The 15,113-nt window shown below is 67.8% G+C and carries 19 protein-coding genes; 4 read left to right on the top strand and 15 right to left on the bottom strand.

Annotation, left to right across the window (positions count from 1 at the left end; all coding sequences use genetic code 11):
- On the top strand, positions 1 to 313 hold a 313-nt coding region (locus tag QM591_RS05000), incomplete at its 5' end, for a putative immunity protein (protein WP_415130219.1).
- A gap of 104 nt (positions 314 to 417) precedes the next feature.
- Entirely contained in the window at positions 418 to 993 is a 576-nt protein-coding gene (locus QM591_RS04995) for a hypothetical protein (protein WP_415130217.1), read from the top strand.
- Positions 994 to 1,054: 61 nt separating this feature from the next.
- On the opposite strand, the gene QM591_RS04990 is transcribed toward QM591_RS04995, so the two are convergent.
- The 5 genes from QM591_RS04990 to QM591_RS04970 form a co-directional block, all read right to left on the bottom strand.
- A complete protein-coding gene (locus QM591_RS04990) occupies positions 1,055 to 1,504 on the bottom strand; it encodes a YybH family protein (protein ID WP_415130215.1) in 450 nt (149 codons plus the stop codon).
- Positions 1,501 to 2,685 (bottom strand): MalY/PatB family protein, encoded by a 1,185-nt coding sequence (locus QM591_RS04985; protein ID WP_415130213.1) that lies wholly within the window; start codon positions 2,683 to 2,685, stop codon positions 1,501 to 1,503. Before QM591_RS04985 ends, QM591_RS04990 begins: the two co-directional genes overlap by 4 nt.
- Before the next feature lie 133 nt (positions 2,686 to 2,818).
- The gene (locus QM591_RS04980) at positions 2,819 to 3,010 is read right to left on the bottom strand and encodes a helix-turn-helix domain-containing protein (RefSeq protein ID WP_415130211.1); all 192 of its coding nucleotides are present in this window, start codon (positions 3,008 to 3,010) and stop codon (positions 2,819 to 2,821) included.
- Positions 3,011 to 3,471: 461 nt separating this feature from the next.
- Positions 3,472 to 4,155, bottom strand: a complete 684-nt coding sequence (locus QM591_RS04975; protein WP_415130209.1) for an NAD(P)-dependent oxidoreductase — start codon at positions 4,153 to 4,155, stop codon at positions 3,472 to 3,474.
- Positions 4,156 to 4,306: 151 nt separating this feature from the next.
- Positions 4,307 to 4,972 carry a DsbA family oxidoreductase gene (locus tag QM591_RS04970; protein WP_415130207.1) on the bottom strand — a complete coding sequence of 222 codons (666 nt, stop codon included), beginning with the start codon at positions 4,970 to 4,972 and terminating at the stop codon, positions 4,307 to 4,309.
- 74 nt (positions 4,973 to 5,046) lie between these two features.
- Here QM591_RS04970 and QM591_RS04965 point away from each other — a divergent pair, with 74 nt between their 5' ends.
- A complete protein-coding gene (locus QM591_RS04965) occupies positions 5,047 to 5,586 on the top strand; it encodes a TetR/AcrR family transcriptional regulator (RefSeq protein WP_415130205.1) in 540 nt (179 codons plus the stop codon).
- Positions 5,587 to 5,600: 14 nt separating this feature from the next.
- Here QM591_RS04965 and QM591_RS04960 read toward each other — a convergent pair whose 3' ends face one another.
- Positions 5,601 to 7,172: a phytoene desaturase family protein gene (locus QM591_RS04960; protein WP_415130203.1), complete on the bottom strand. Its 1,572-nt coding sequence runs from the start codon at positions 7,170 to 7,172 to the stop codon at positions 5,601 to 5,603.
- An 87-nt stretch (positions 7,173 to 7,259) separates the two neighbouring features.
- Here QM591_RS04960 and QM591_RS04955 point away from each other — a divergent pair, with 87 nt between their 5' ends.
- Positions 7,260 to 7,703, top strand: coding sequence for a MarR family winged helix-turn-helix transcriptional regulator (locus QM591_RS04955; RefSeq protein WP_415130201.1), 444 nt, complete (start codon positions 7,260 to 7,262; stop codon positions 7,701 to 7,703).
- A 72-nt stretch (positions 7,704 to 7,775) separates the two neighbouring features.
- On the opposite strand, the gene QM591_RS04950 is transcribed toward QM591_RS04955, so the two are convergent.
- The 9 genes from QM591_RS04950 to QM591_RS04910 all read right to left on the bottom strand — a co-directional run bounded on the left by QM591_RS04950 (position 7,776) and on the right by QM591_RS04910 (position 15,111).
- Positions 7,776 to 9,083 carry an ABC transporter permease gene (locus QM591_RS04950; protein WP_415130199.1) on the bottom strand — a complete coding sequence of 436 codons (1,308 nt, stop codon included), beginning with the start codon at positions 9,081 to 9,083 and terminating at the stop codon, positions 7,776 to 7,778.
- Positions 9,080 to 9,769 (bottom strand): ABC transporter ATP-binding protein, encoded by a 690-nt coding sequence (locus tag QM591_RS04945; RefSeq protein ID WP_415130197.1) that lies wholly within the window; start codon positions 9,767 to 9,769, stop codon positions 9,080 to 9,082. Before QM591_RS04945 ends, QM591_RS04950 begins: the two co-directional genes overlap by 4 nt.
- Positions 9,766 to 11,346 (bottom strand): MDR family MFS transporter, encoded by a 1,581-nt coding sequence (locus QM591_RS04940; protein WP_415130195.1) that lies wholly within the window; start codon positions 11,344 to 11,346, stop codon positions 9,766 to 9,768. Before QM591_RS04940 ends, QM591_RS04945 begins: the two co-directional genes overlap by 4 nt.
- A complete protein-coding gene (locus QM591_RS04935; protein ID WP_415130193.1) occupies positions 11,343 to 12,023 on the bottom strand; it encodes a TetR/AcrR family transcriptional regulator in 681 nt (226 codons plus the stop codon). The genes QM591_RS04940 and QM591_RS04935 overlap by 4 nt, the downstream gene beginning before the upstream one ends.
- A gap of 96 nt (positions 12,024 to 12,119) precedes the next feature.
- Positions 12,120 to 12,722, bottom strand: a complete 603-nt coding sequence (locus QM591_RS04930; protein WP_415130191.1) for a TetR family transcriptional regulator — start codon at positions 12,720 to 12,722, stop codon at positions 12,120 to 12,122.
- Between the two features lie 72 nt (positions 12,723 to 12,794).
- Entirely contained in the window at positions 12,795 to 13,160 is a 366-nt protein-coding gene (locus QM591_RS04925; protein ID WP_415130189.1) for a DoxX family protein, read from the bottom strand.
- 2 nt (positions 13,161 to 13,162) lie between these two features.
- Positions 13,163 to 13,741 (bottom strand): NADPH-dependent FMN reductase, encoded by a 579-nt coding sequence (locus tag QM591_RS04920; protein ID WP_415130187.1) that lies wholly within the window; start codon positions 13,739 to 13,741, stop codon positions 13,163 to 13,165.
- Positions 13,742 to 13,788: 47 nt separating this feature from the next.
- Positions 13,789 to 14,583: a nuclear transport factor 2 family protein gene (locus QM591_RS04915; RefSeq protein WP_415130185.1), complete on the bottom strand. Its 795-nt coding sequence runs from the start codon at positions 14,581 to 14,583 to the stop codon at positions 13,789 to 13,791.
- A 57-nt stretch (positions 14,584 to 14,640) separates the two neighbouring features.
- Positions 14,641 to 15,111, bottom strand: a complete 471-nt coding sequence (locus tag QM591_RS04910) for a MarR family winged helix-turn-helix transcriptional regulator (protein WP_415130183.1) — start codon at positions 15,109 to 15,111, stop codon at positions 14,641 to 14,643.
- Positions 15,112 to 15,113: the final 2 nt, after the last annotated feature.

The raw sequence follows: 15,113 nt of genomic DNA, 5'->3' as shown, positions 1-15,113 counted from the left end.
GACCCCCGCCGCGATGGCCGCCGCTCGCGCGGCCGCTCAAGCCGCCGGCGTCGCCCACATGGGCGCGCACGCGTTGGGGGCCGCCGCGTATGCCGTGAAGGCCGTCACGCTGGCTCGGGCGGATGATCCCGATGCGCAGCGGTCGGAGATTCGGTGGCAGCTGTCGCAACTCGCCCCGGAGGCAGCGGCGGCCCTGCGCAGGCTGCCTCATCTCGGCGGTGACTCCGCCGGGCCGCTGGGCAAAGGTCTCCTCGCGTCCGGGATGCTGGGTGAGACGATCCGCGAGATCCAGGCGGTGGTCGGGGCGTCATGAGCCGCGCGTCGAGGACGCACGCGGCGATACCCTTCCAGCGTGGGACTCTCTCCTCTCGCGCACGCCGTCGCCCCACGGGAACCTCGTCCGCGGCGGGGGCGTTCGTGAGTACTTCTGTGGACCTGTGGTGGCTACCGGTGGGAGCCGGCGGGCACGTCGTCATCCACACGAGTAAGTGGTGGGAATCCCTCCGCGCCCGCCGCGACCATCGGCCGCCGCGACCGCTCTTCCACGCCGCGCTGGAGGTCGTCGACGGGGGCGCACGATACGTCATCGAGATGACGCCGGCGTGGGGTGGACCATCCGGCCCCCGCGGTGTCGTCTCCGGCGGGCCCGTCGGCGCGCGGTGGCTCGGCGCGTCGCGGTTCTTCCGCTACGAGATCCGCTGCTGGCCAGACGGCACCATCCCCGACACCGCGTGGGCGGTCGCACCACCGACCCGGCTCCCGCTCTCCCCCGCGGAGGCCCGCGCACTCCTCACCCGTGCCGCGGAGACGCCGCGTCTGGTGTGGGGTCGAGACGCCTTCGGCATCGGAGACATGTGGAACTCCAACTCGCTCATCTCCTGGCTCCTCCAGACGTCCGGGATCGACGCGAGCGCGCTGAGCCCACCGGGTGACGGCAGCGCCCCGGGGTGGCGGAGCGGCGTAGTCGCCGCGGGGTCACGGGCCACACGATGATAGGCCGGCCACAACGATGACGGCACGAGTGGCGAGAGCGGCGACTGAACCTCGACGCGACTCACGGGGCGCCGCTCAGATGCTCATGGACAAGGCGCCACCCCTCATCCGCCCGTCTGAAGACGTTGGTGGCACGCCCCGACCCCGAAGCCGGAGCGCCATTGATCGTGCCGCTCCACCGATAGGTGTAGGTGGCCACGGCGGCATCCGAGCCCTCAGCCACCCACGAGACGTCTTCGGCTGCGTAGATCTCGTCGGGGATCGCCCGCCATGTGCGTTCGAAGTACTCCCGCACCTCACGCACGCCCCGGCACGTGGCATCGCCGAAGAAGTACACGGCGTTCGTGGCGAGGACCTGCGCGACCTCGTCGAAGTCGTGGGTGTTGGTGGCGTCGATGTAGCGAGCGAGCACGAGACGCGGGCTGTCACCCAGGTCGCTTGCGGCGCCGGCCTGATTCGGCGCCGCACCGCCGAGATCGTCGCGTGGAGCCGGCGATACCTGAGACGTCACTTTGCGCCCTTTCTCTTCTCGCGCAGCGACCGGCCGAGCCGTCGGACGATCTCCTCGAGGATCGGCCGCGGGGTCGCGAAGATCAGCCGGGCGAACCCCGTGCCGGCGACCCCGCACATCGATCCCTCGGTCAACGCGACAGAAGCCTCACGGGCGAAGAACTCCGCGGGCCTATCGCCGATACCGACGTTTCGGAAGTCGATCCACCCGACATAGGTTCCCTCGGGCCTCGGCATCCACGCGTCAGGGATCTCTTCGGCGAGCAGGCTCAGGAGCGTGTCGCGGTTCTGCTGGAGATACGGCACGAGGTCGGCGAGCCAGACGTCGCCCTCCCGGAAAGCCACGGCGTTGGCGATCGCGCCGAGGTTGCTCGTGCCGTGACCGGCGAAGGGCCCGATCCTCTCCCACACGGCGCGGTCGCGATCGCTGGAGAGCACGAGTTCGGCACACTTCAGCCCCGGCAGGTTCCACGCCTTCGACGCACTCATCGCGGTGATCGTGTGCTCGGCCGCCGCCGGCGACACCGTGGCGTAAGGGATGTGGGTCGCGCCGGTGAAGACGAGCGGGGCCCAGATCTCGTCGGAGAAGACTCGTCCGCCGTTGCGCTCGACCACCTCGGAGATCGCCACGAGTTCCTCCCTGCGGAACACGCGCCCCACAGGGTTGTAGGGGTTGCAGAGCAGGAGGAGGTTGCCGCCGTCGTCGAAGGCACGCTGCAGCGCCTCGAGATCGAACTCGTATCGACCGTCGCGCACGACCAGAGGAACCTCGATCACCTCACGCCCGCGCAGCGGCGGAACCGAGAGGAACGGCATGTACGACGGCGTCGGCACGATGATCCTCGACCCCGGCGCGGAGCAATGCTCCATCGCGAGTTCCAGCGCCATGATCACGTCGGGCACCGGAAAGACGTCGGATGCCGCGACCTCCCAGCCGTACCGCCGCTCGAGGAACTCGCCCGTCGCTTCCGAGAGATCGGTGGACATGCCACGCGGCAGGTATCCGAACGAACCGTCGTCAACCGCACGGTGGAGCGCTGCGGTGATCGTGGGGTCGATGCCGAAGTCCATCTCGGCGACGAAGGCGCCCAGCGTGCCGTCATCCGCTGTCCACTTCGTGGCGCCCGTCGACCGCAGGCGCTCGATCGTGATGGCGTCGACGCGGCGCGCGAATTCGGTCATCTGGTCACTCCTCGACTCGGGAAACGATGCCGCCGCCACGGCCGGTCCGGCGATCGGCGTCACTGTGGACGGTACCGGACGAGATGGCCTCGTGCGGTCGGGGCCGCCTCGGTCGACGTCTTTCCGCTTCAACTCAGGATGCTCCGGTGGCGGCGCTCTGCCGGAGTCGTCGCAGCATCCGTGCATCCTCGAACCCCACGGCGCGTGCTGCGGCCTCCATGGTCGCACCCTGCGCCAGCAGGTGCTCGGCACGTTCCCGACGAATCATCTGCTGGTATCGCAAGGGAGTCAGCCCCGTCGCCTCGGTGAACAGCACGTCCGGCACGACGCGCGCCCGCGGATGCCGTCGAGCCAGCTTCCGCTCGATGTCGTGGTGAGTGGTGCAGCGCCGTCCGTCGAGCAAAGCCTGCACCGCCCAGCGCAAGTGCCCCCCGCGCACACACTGACCACGGGCGCACTGCGCCGTCGTTCGAATCGAGGCGAACCCTCGTCCGCCGAACACGGTCTCGGTCCTGCGCATCAGGCTCTCGCCCGATACCGCGTCGTATCCCTCGCCGGCGGGGATACCGGATGTCGAGCACGCGCACGAAGCCCGACTCCGGATCGAAGTTCCCGGCAGTGCCCGGCTCGGTGTGCGTCACCCACACGATCACGTCACCTCTCCGCCGCGCGACTTCGAGAAGTGTCGCCAGGTTCTCGAGGACGCGGGGGTTCGCTGTCGTGACCCAGTCCTCCGTCCGTTGACGGAAGGACTCCTGAAGATCGACGAGGAGCAGAGCGGTGTCGTCAGTAGGCGACGGCCAAGTGACCGCGATGCGCCCGGTCGGAATCGATCACATCGAGCACGGCCGCGGCGAAGTCCGCGCCACCGATCGCGGAGCGGCCGTTTTCATCGACCAGCACGAGACCGTCGGTGCCGAGCCGGTACGCGCCGGTGCGCTCTCCGGGCACATGAGAGCCGAACTCCATGCCCGGCGAGACGAACGTCCAGTCGAGCTCGTCGTCTCGGGAGATGAGGTCGTGCAGGATCGCATTCATCTGCGTCGCTTCGCTGATGAGGGCGGCGACCTCGGCATCGGGCACGACGTCGCCCGGGCCGAAGCCTTCGTCGATGACGCGCGGGCCATCGGCCTCTCGCCGCAGCGAGCTGAATCCGCCCACGACCAGGAGCCTCGCGCCGTGGCGACTGACGAGATCCGCGATCTGGCGGTTCACAGCTCCCAGCGCCCCGTCCAGTCCCGCCCGCGGCGAGAGCGCCGAGACGACGACATCGCTCCTGGAGATCGCCGCCGCGAGCTGGGTCGCGTCGAGCACATCGAGGGGAAGGTACTCGACACCATGGGGTGCGCCCGTAGCAGGGGCCTTCGCGCTGCGGCTCGCGACGACGACGCGGTGGCCACGACGACCTGCCTCCGCGACGATGTGGCCTCCGGCGTATCCGGTTCCGCCGATGACGGTGATCGTGCTCATGGGTTCTCTTCCTTCTGTTTCGTGTCGGTGAAAGTCGCGGTACGGGGAGAGTCGGCAGTGGGCGCCGGCGATGCGGACGCGGAGGGATCCCACACGCACGCGTCATCGGGCGCGCAGGAGAGGCCCCCACCGATCACCGGAAGGGCGGCGCTCATGCCGTTACCGGAGAGGTGAAGGCCTGTTCGATGGCCTCTCGGTAGCCGTCGACGGTCGCGGCGCCGGGCACGGCGAAGCGGTCGTCGAAGACCGCGAACGGCACTCCCCGAGCGCCGAGGCGCATCGCGGCGACGCGGTCGGCGTCGACGTCGTCCGCGAAGCGGTCGGTGCGCAGAGTCTCGCGCGCCTCGTCGACGGGCACACCGGCATCGACGGCAGCAGTCACCAGGAACTCGTCGCTGAATGCGTCGTAGTCGCCCGCGAAGGCTGCACGCTGCACGACATCCATGACGGCAAGGCCGGCGCCGTACTGCTGAGCGAGTTTGATCATCCGGTGGATGCTCTTCGTGTTGCGATGCCCTCGTCGCACCGAGAACGGAAGCCCGTCCGCGCGGGCGACGGCGGCGAAGCGCTCCTCCCCCACCTCCACCTCGGCGACGGTCCGGCCCATCATGTTCGCGAGAACCTCGCTGTTGTCGAGGATCTCGTCCGGTGTCTCAGGATGCAGTTCGAACGCGTGGAGCACGAGATCGATGTCCTCGGCGCGCCCGCTCTCGTCGATCGCGCGCTGGAGCCGGTTGTCTCCCACGTAGCATGCAGGGCAGACGACATCGGCCCACAGGTCGATTCGCAGCCGCCGTCCACTGTTGATCTCGGTCATCTTCTGCTCCTTGGTTAGGTGTCTTGGTATGCAACCGGGTTAACCTGAGGATATTCCTCATTTTAGGAGGTTTCATGTCCCGCCCCACCCGCAGCGACGCGCGTCGCAACGCGGAACTGCTTCGCGTTGCGGCTCTGCGCGTGTTCATGTCGCGCGGTATCGACGCACCCTTGGACGATGTCGCGCGCGAAGCCGGCGTCAGCATCGGCACGCTCTACAACCACTTCGGCAACCGCGACCGCCTCATCGATGACATCCTTCCCGGCGCGGCCGCCGCACAGTTGGCACGGATCAGAATCGCGGCCGAGACAACCGACGACCCGCGTGAACGGGTCGAACGCTACCTCCACGAGGTCTTCGCCGTGCAGGCGTCCGACCGACTGCTCTCCGATGCGCTGGCAACCCTCCCCTCACTCCCCGCCGACGCGGCGCGCACCTGCCAAGAAGTGATCGGTCTCGGGCGCCGACTCATCGCCGATGCCCGAGACCACGGCGCGTCCCCTCTGCTCGACGAAGACACCCTCGTCGCGCTCATCCTGGCCAACAGCACCGTTCAGCGCGGTGGATCCCCGAAAGACTGGGACCGCCTCCTCATCACCCTCGCCCGGGCCTGAGCCCGTCGACCCGACTACTTCGCGAGCGATTTCGCCAGCAGATAGCCGGACGTCGCGTTCGCACCCGCCCCGGGCCAGGTGGCCGCGCCCACCACGTAGAGCCGCTTGATGGGTGTCCGGTACCGGGAGAAACCGGGCGCCGGTCGGTAGAGCAGGAACTGGTCGAGGTGATGTGACCCTGACACACTGTCTCCACCGATGAGATTGACGTTGTCTCGCTCGAGATCTGCGGGCGACAACACCGCACGGCCGAGAATGTGCCCGGAGACTCCCGGAGCGTAACGCTCGATCAGGTCGAGGACGCGATCGGCGTACTGCTCTTTCACGGCATCCCAACTCGTGCCGTCGATCACGCCAGCGGCATCGCCCGAGATCTCCTGCGGCAAGAACCGCACCTGCACCCACACGGTGTGTTTGCCTTCGGGCGCGCGAGACGGATCGAATGCCGTCGGTTGACCGACGACGAGGATCGGCTCGCCGGGGAGCAGACCCGCGATCGCCTCGTTGTAGACACGACTCATCGCGTCGAGGCTCGGAGCGATGTGCACGTACGCGTAGGAGGCGAGATCCTCGGAAGCGCTCCACGCCAGCGGCGCGTCGAGCGCGAGGTGCACCATCATGGTGGCCGGGCCCGGCCGGAACTTCTCGAGCGCGTCGTCGAACTTCGCGTTCCCCGAACCGGCGGGCAGAAGATCCTCGACGAGGAGCTTGGGGTGAACGTTGGAGATGACGGCGCGCGAGGCCGACAGAACCTGTCCGCCCGCGAGCCGCACACCCGTCGCCCGCGAGCCCTCGGTGAGCACCTCGACGACGCTCTCACCAAGGATGATCTCGCCGCCCCGCGACCGGAAGAGCGACTCCATCGACCTGATGATCGAGTCCGCGCCTCCGCGCCCGATCATCATCGGCTGCAGGTGGCTGGAGATCCCGGTCAGGAAGGCGAACACGGCACCTCCCGCGATATCGGGAGCGAAGTCGGCGTGGGCTCCCCACGCGGCGATCGTCGTCTTCACTCGGTCGTCGACGAACCGCCTGTCGAGGAAGTCGCGCGCCGACGAAAGGAACATCTGACCGAGGTCAGTAAGGAGACCCACGCCGCCTTTGCGGAGGATGCCCGCGCCGATCAGCACGTCGGTCCATGACGGCATGGGAGAGGCCATGACCCCACCGATGAAGGGGATCTTCTCGCCGAACTCCTTCAGCAGACCACCCCAGGCGGCCGCATCGGACGGCGAGAGCGCCCCGATCTGCTCGAGAGTCTCGTCGACGTCGGTGCTGACGCCGATGCGCGTGCCGTCCGGGAAGACACTCGCGTAGGAGTGGGTGGTCTGAGCGAACTCGAGGCCGTGCGCTGCGAGGTCGATGCCGTAGTCGGCGTGGAAGGCCGAACCCGCGAACTGGCCGAGGCCCATCGCATAGAGATCGTGGCGATAGCCCGGCAGCGTCAGCTCGGCTGACTTCACAGCCCCACCGGAAACGTCGCGAGACTCGACGACCGCGACCTTCCACCCCTTGGTCGCGAGATGCACTCCGGCAGCAAGTCCGTTGTTTCCTGCACCGATGATGAGAGCGTCGTACGTGGTCATCTGCGACCGGCTTTCCTGTAGTACATGAACGGGACACTTAGACAAGTAACTTTACTATCTGCGACGGCGGGGCGATAGCGTGTTCGCGTGAACCTCGACGACAGCGAACGGCGGCTCGTGTCCCAACTGGGAGCCGTCGCTCGCATGAGCGAGCGGGCACTCCTCGACCGCTTCGCGCAGGCGGGCTACCCAGAGCTACGACGCCGCCACGCCGCGCTGTTCCAGGCGCTCGCCGACGGCGGGGTGCGCGCCAAAGATCTCGCGGTGCGCCTGGGCATGACTCCGCAGGCGATCGCCCAGCTCATCGATGACCTCGAGGGATCGGGAGATGTCACCCGCATGCCGGATCGCACCGACGGCCGCGCACGTCTGGTCGTCCTCACCGAACGCGGACGACGCGCATTGCATGTGTGCGACACAATCCTCGATGACATGGCGCGAGAGGCTGCGGAGTCCATCGGGCGCAGACGACTGCGGGAGATGCAGGAGGTTCTCGACGACCTCGCGGCACACTTCGGCCCGCGCCGGTGAGAGCCGCGAGGTGCCGGCGGTCCTGAGCGCCTCGCGCATCGCGCCGCTGCTGGGGCACCGGCGATCGGGTCGCTACTCGTAGCGGAGCGACTCCACGGGGTCTTGACGGGCCGCCCGCAGTGCGGGAAGCGTGCCCGCGAGGAAAGCGACGAGCATGATGAGGATCACCGTCGAAGCGATCGCCATCGGATCGAACGCGATCAGCTGCAGACCCGGAAGATCGGCGAGCAGCCCCTCGGAGAGGGCCGAGCTGATCCCCGTGCCGGCGAGGATCGCGATGCCCGCGCCGATCGCGCTGCCCAGGAACCCGATGAAGGCGGCTTCGAGGCTGAAGAGCGTGAAGACCCGCCCCGACCCCATCCCCATGGCCTTCATGAGACCGATCTCGCGCGTGCGTTCCTGCACACTCATGAGCAGTGTGTTGACGATCCCGAAAGCGGCCGCGAGGAGGGCGATGACGGCGAACGCATTGAGCACGAGCACGATCCCGTCGATGACGGTCGTGAACGCACCGAGTTGCTGCTCTACCGTCGTCGACGAGAAGCCCGCGGCATCCAGGTCGTCCTGCAGTGCGTCGATCTGCGCGGCGTCGAACCACACCCGCGCCTGCAGATACCGGTCTCGCTGCTCATCCTGCAGTCCCTCCTGCTGAAGACCGAAGATCTCATCGGTGAGGAACTCGTTGGGAATGAGGCTGCCGGCCTGACCCACCACCGCGAAGGTCTCTTCCGCGACCCCCGTGATGGTCGCCGAGATCGTGTGCTGCCGGCCCGTCGCATCGGACACCGCGATCGTGACCCGCTCCCCCAGAGCCGCGGCGTCATCGTCGAACCCCAGCGCGTCGACGTAGTCGACGGGAATCGCCAGTTCGGCGGTTGCCGCCGCGTCGTCGGGCTCGTCGCCCGCGGCCAACTGCAGGGTCTGCCCCGCGACGATCGTTCCGGCGCCGATCACGAACCGGGTGCCGTCGCCGCGCTGGATGTAGTCGACCGAAAGCGAGCGCACCGGCTCCACCCGCAGGATGCCGCTGACGGCGGCGAGGTCGTCGAGGTCGTCGGCGGTGATGATGGCGACCGTTCCACCGGCGCCCCCTCCCGCACCCCCGCTGTCGGGCCCGGGAGCAGTGGTGACGGCGTCCGGGTCGTACTCCTGTGGGCCGTCGGCCGTCGTGGTCTCCGCCTGCTTGGTGACCGTCATCACGTCGGATGCGCCGATCGAGGAGAGCGTGTCGTCGATGTAGTTGTTGATCCCCGTACCGAGACCGTTCGTGAGCGTCAGGGTGAAAGCGCCGACGAAGATCGCGAGCACCGTGAGGAGCGTGCGTGTCTTCGAGCGGAAGGTGTTGCCGATCGCGGTGCCGACGAGATCGAGAGTTCTCATGCCGCCGCCTCCTCGTCATGGACCAGACCGTCTCTCACGTAGATGCGCCGGTCGCAACGGGCAGCGAGGTCAGGGTCGTGCGTGACGATCACGAGCGTGATGCCGTGGTCGCGGTTGAGGCCGAAGAGGATGTCTTCGACGGCTGCCCCTGTCGCCGAGTCGAGGTTTCCCGTCGGCTCGTCAGCGAAGATGACACGCGGGTCGTTGACGAGCGCACGAGCGATCACCGCGCGCTGCTTCTGCCCGCCGGAGAGGTTCACGGCCTTGTTGCGGGCTTTGTCGACCATCCCGAGCTGCGCGAGCGCGGCGGTTGCACGTCGCCGACGGTCCTTGCGACCTACGCCGGCGATCTTCAGCGGCAGCATGACGTTCTCGAGCACGGTCTGATTGGCGGTGAGGAAGAACTGCTGGAACACGAACCCGAACGTCTTGTTGCGTGCACGGTTACGGGCGCGCCCCCGGAGAGTGCGGGAATCCGCACCCTCCAGACGGATCGTGCCGCGGGTCGGCTCATCCATGAGGGCGAGGAGGTGCATGAGCGTGGACTTCCCCGAACCAGACTTTCCGACGATTGCGACGCTCTCCCCCGCGGCGATCTCCAGGTTGACGCCCTTGAGCGCCTCGAAGATCCCGACACCTCGCCCGTAGGTCTTGTGGAGGTCGGTCGCGGACAGCACGACGGTCATGCCGTCACCTCGGCCTGATCGGCGTTGGTCTCGGCCAGCGGCTTCTCCGGCAGGAAGATCGCGAGGACGAGTCCCACGATGAACACCGGCACGAGGTATCCGAAGACCGGGACGAGAGCCGAGTGGTACGACTCGATGATGGCCACCTGGACATCGGCAGGCAGCGTGTGCACGAGCGCGGGGGTCAACGACGACGCACTGCCGTCTGCGAGAGAGCCCGGCAGGTTCGACGTCAGCGCATCCGTCAGCCGGTTCGTGAAGATCGCCCCGATGACCGCGATGCCCAGCGTCGCGCCGATCTCGCGGAAGAAGTTGTTGGCGGAGGTCGCCGTCCCCACCTCCGAGATCGGGAATGCGTTCTGCACCGCGAGGACGAGAGTCTGCATCATCATGCCCATGCCCGCTCCGATGAGAAGGAGGTAGGTCGAGAGCATCCACAGCGGCGTGTCGATCTGGAGGGTCGAGAGCAGCACGGCCGCCGCGCCCACGAGCGTCGTACCGAGGATCGGCCACAGCTTGTACCGGCCGGTGCGGCTGATGACGACCCCCGAGGGGATCGAGGTGAGGAGCATGCCTGCGACCATCGGAATGAGCAGGAGGCCCGACTCGGTCGCCGTCGTGCCGTAGACCATCTGCAGGTAGGTGGGCATGTAGCCGACGATCGCGAACATGCCGACGCCGACGACGATCATCCCGAGCAGTGTGCCCATCACGAAGATGCGGTTGCGCAGCATCCGGATCGGGATGATGGGCTCGGCCACCTTCGACTCGACGAAGAAGAACGCGACCCACCCGAGCACCGCGGCGATGATGAGGCCGATGATGAGCGGGTCACTCCACTCGTAGTCGGTGCCACCCCAGTTGGCGACGAGCACGGTCGCCGTGACGGCGACGGCCATCGTGAGGATGCCGAGGTAGTCGATGCGCACGCGGGTGGGCGTGTGCGGCAGCTTGAGCGCGACGACCGCGACGACGACGGCGACCGCGGCAAGCGGCAGATTGATCCAGAACGCCCAGCGCCAGTGGGCGCTGTCGGTGAACCAGCCGCCGGCGAGCGGACCGACAACCGACGCCAGCCCGAAGACGGCGCCGATCGGCGCCATGAACTTCGCGCGCTGGCGTGCCGGCACGAGGTCGGCGATGATCGCCTGCGACATGATCATGAGGCCGCCGCCGCCGAGGCCCTGGATGCCGCGTCCGAGGATGAGTGTCGTCATGTCGTGCGCCGCTCCCGCGACGATCGAGCCGGCAGCGAAGACGACGATGCCACCGACGAAGATCCACTTGCGTCCGACGAGATCGCCGAGCTTGCCGTAGATCGGCATGACGATCGTGGCCGCGAGGATATAGGCGGTCAGCGTCCACGCCATCTGTTCGACGCCGTCGAGCTCGCCGACGATCGTCGGCAGTGCCGTCGACACGATCGTCTGATCGAGAGCGGCCAGAAGCATCGTCACGAGGAGCGACGCGTAGATCCAGCCGAACCCCTTCGGGAGCGGGGCGGGGGTGTAGGGGGCGTCGACGCGCGCGGGCGAAGAGGCGGATGCGGCATCCGAGATGCCAGTCGATTTGCTCACGGGAGCTCTTTCTTTGTCGTGGACGGTGTCGAAGACGCCGTCGGGGCCTGCCAGGCACGCGGGATGAGCGTGCCCATGAGATCGAGCGCATGGCGCACGTGTGGGACGGGCGAGCCGGGGTTGCGAACGCGGCGCGCCCGGCCGCCCTCCGACCAGGCCTGCACGCCCGAGCGCACGGCCGCCATCGCGAGGGCGCCGATGAGCTCGGCCAGTTGAGGATCGACCGTGGGGTCGAGGCGTCGCCGGACGATTTCGGTGATTTCCATGCGGCGATGGTCCAGCTGCGCGACGAGTGCCTGGAAGACCGTCGGGTTCTGCTGGGCGAGCGCGAGGACGGCGTGGACGTCGGCACAGTCCGGCTCGTGACGATCGAGGTGCTCGACGAGCGTCTCGGTGAGCTCGACGAGCACCGTGTGGGGATCGTTCGAGGTCTGCTCGAGGAATCGGGCGGTCTCGTCTTCGTCCAGCGTCCCGAGCGGGTCGGAAACGGCCGCAGAGTCCTTGGTCGGGAAGTAATTGAAGAACGTTCTCGGCGAGATTCCGACGTGCGTGCTGATCTGGTCGACGGTGACCTGGGCGTATCCGACCTCTGCGCTCAGCTCCAGGAGCGCGGCATGGATGTCGCGGCGCAGCTCGAGCCGCTGGCGCTCACGAAGACGAGACGGATGGTTTGCCACATCCGCAATATTTGCACACTCTGCATCTCCTGCTTACTGTGCAACTTGCTCTCATAGAAAACCGTCAGGTTCGGCCCCCGAGCCGGACGACCCCGGTCAGCGCGGCGAAGTGAGCGTCTGCATGAGCTCGACGGCGTGGCGGACATAGGGCACCGGCGAGTCGCCCTCTCCGGCAACCCATGCCTCGAGTCCCGAGCGCACGGATGCCATCGCCACGGACGCGACGAGGTCGGGAAGCTGGGGATCGGCATCAGAGCCCAGTCGTTGTGCCACGGCCCTCGAGAGTTCGAGGCGCACGGTATCGAGCTGAGCGACCAACGCTGCGAAGACGGTTGGATGTTCGGTCGCGATCTGGAAGATCGTTCGAGCGCCGGCGCGGTCGGGTGGTTCTTCCGCGAGCTGATCCAGCAGGGTGCGGGTGAGCTCGACGAGGACGTCGGAGGGACCGCTAACAGGGCCCTCTGCGAAGCGGATCGCGTGCTCGCCGCGCAACTGGACGGGCGGGCTGTCCAGCAACGCCGACTCTTTGGAGGGGAAGTAGTTGAAAAACGTGCGAGGTGAAATCCCCGCACGTGTGCTGATGAGATCCACCGTCACGCGATCGAATCCGATCTCGGCGCTGAGCTCGCGGACAGCGGTGTGGATCTGGCGGCTCGTCTGCTCGCGCAACCTCTCGCGCAGGGATCGTGTGTCGCTCATGGGATCAGTCTCGCTCACCTCGGACCATCACGGGTGCGCACCGCCTTCACGACGCGATGCGCACCCGCGACGTCAGAGCACGACCAGAAAGCCGATGACAGCGCTCGCCCCCGACAGCGCGGCGAGGACGAGCGGGGGAACGAACGGTTCGCGGCGCCGGATGTGGACGCCAACGGCGCCGATCATCATGATCGCCAGCCCCACCGCCGCGAGCGGTGTGAGAACGGGCACGACGCCGATCGACCACGGCAGGATGAGTCCGATCGCCGCCAGCACCTGCAGCGCCCCGAAGAGCTTCACCGTTCCCTCGGAGAAGTCCTCGACCCAGGCCATGCCGCTCGCCGAGAGCGCCTCGCGGGACCGTGCCAGCTTCATGACGCCCGCCCCGAGGAACGCCAGTGCCAGGAGACCGTTGATGATCCACAGCGCGATGGTCATGGTCAGGCCGCCGCAGCCGCGCGGTCTGCGCGCACCGTTGCCAGCGCACGACTCCAGGCCACCACCTGGTCGAGCTGCGCGTTGAGCGCCTGGACGTTGTACTCGCCGGGCGCGAAGACCGGAGCGCCGCCGGAGTAGTCGAACTCGGTGGCCAGCGCGAGAGGGACCTGCGTGCGCACATCCGCGACCTGCAGCTCCCCCAGCACGAGACGAAGATGCTCGGCCGCACGCGCGCCACCGACGCCGCCGTACGAGACGATGCCCGCAGCCTTGTCGTTCCACGGCGCGTTCAGCGTGTCGAGCGCGTTCTTCAGCGCCGCCGGAAGGCCGTGGTTGTACTCGGCGGTGACGAAGATGAAACCGTCGAACGTGTCGATCTTGTCGGACCACCGTTGGATTTCCGCCGCAGAGCCTTCGGAACCGGGCGCGTGCAGGAACGGAAGCGGGTAGTCGGCGAGATCGACGATCTCGAATCGGGCGTCGGTGCGGGCCGATGCGACCTCATGCACCCAGCGCGCGACCTGGTCGCCGATGCGACCGACGCGCGTACTGCCGATGATGATGCCGATATGAGTTGTCATGAGTTGTGTCCTCCTCTGGACGTCGGGGAAAGTGGATGCCAATGCGGTCAGAACATGCCGTTGTCGTTGGCCGAGGCGGCCGGCACCGGCTGGCGCGCAGCCCACTGCTCGACGACCTTGCCCTCACGCACCCGCAGGATGGTGATGACGGCCACACCGTCGTCGTCGGCGAAGTGCCAGTGGCCGTGCACCGCCACGTAGTCGCCTTCAGCGATCACGCGCGTGATCTCGACGTCGTGACGCCCTGGTGCCTTCGCCGCGTCCCGCAGCCCCTCGAGCCCCGCACCGATGGCGGCATCGTGCTGGACGACGTCTGCGGCCACGAGATCGTCGACGGCGCTCGCGTCGTGATCCACGCCGAGCGCGCGCACCAGGCGCACCGCGACGTCACGGCTGACCTCCGCATCCGCTGCGGGATCGGGCGCCGCATCGACGGGCAGGCTCAGCGTCGAGTAGAGGTCGTTCCCGCTCAGCGTCTCCTCGGGCGCTTCGCTGGAGGCATCCCAGTGCTCGACGATGACGCCGTCGACGACACGGAAGATATCGATCGCCGCGAATCCCGGCGTCTGGGGCACCGCGACGATGTTGCTGTGGACGACGACCAGGTCACCCTCCGCGAACAGGTGATGCACCGTCGCGCGGCTGTCGGGGAAGGTCGTTTTCGCGAACGCGATGAAACCGTGGAGGCCCGCGAGCCCGTCGCCGGCAGCGGGACTGTGCTGCACATAGTCGGGGCTGAAGTGGGTGTCGATGACGGCGGCATTGGCATGGCTGAAGAGCTGGTCGAAGACGTAGGCGACGAGCTCCTTGTTGGCGGAGAGGGTGTCGGTCGTAGTGGTCATGAGTGTCCTGTTCGTGTGTGGAGCGGGTAGTGGAAGGCCGGATCGCCGGAGCAGAAGTCAGTCGAAGGGCGGGCGCGACGCGAGAGCCTCGACGACGGGCTCGAGGGCATCTGCGAGGTGTTCCAGCTGAGCGGGGCTCAGCCGGTCGAGGACGAGGCTGCGCACCTGTGCGAGGTGCGCCGGGGATGCCGCAGCGATGGCGCTGCGTCCCCCGTCCGTGAGGCGGACGGTGATGGCGCGCCCGTCGCCGGGGCACGCGGCCCGTTCCACGAGCCCCCGGGCCTCCAGGCGGCTGACAGCCTTGGATGTCCTCGGCAGCGTGGAACTGCCGGCCGCCGCGAGCTCGCCGACCCGCATCGCGCTCCCCGGCGCCGCCTCCAGGTTCTTCAGCATCGCGAACTCGTAGTGGATCAGGCCGACCGACGCCTGCAGAGGCCCATCGAGCGCACCGGGAAGGAGGGTGGCCGCGCGAATGAGGGCGACCCACGCGCGCGACTCGGCTGCACCGAGGGCGGCCGGTTCACTCATCC

The sequence above is a fragment of the Microbacterium sp. genome, from assembly GCF_047607225.1.
Classification (GTDB): domain Bacteria; phylum Actinomycetota; class Actinomycetes; order Actinomycetales; family Microbacteriaceae; genus Microbacterium.
Note: the sequence above shows the minus strand (reverse complement) of the source record. Positions and strands in the feature narration are given on the sequence as shown.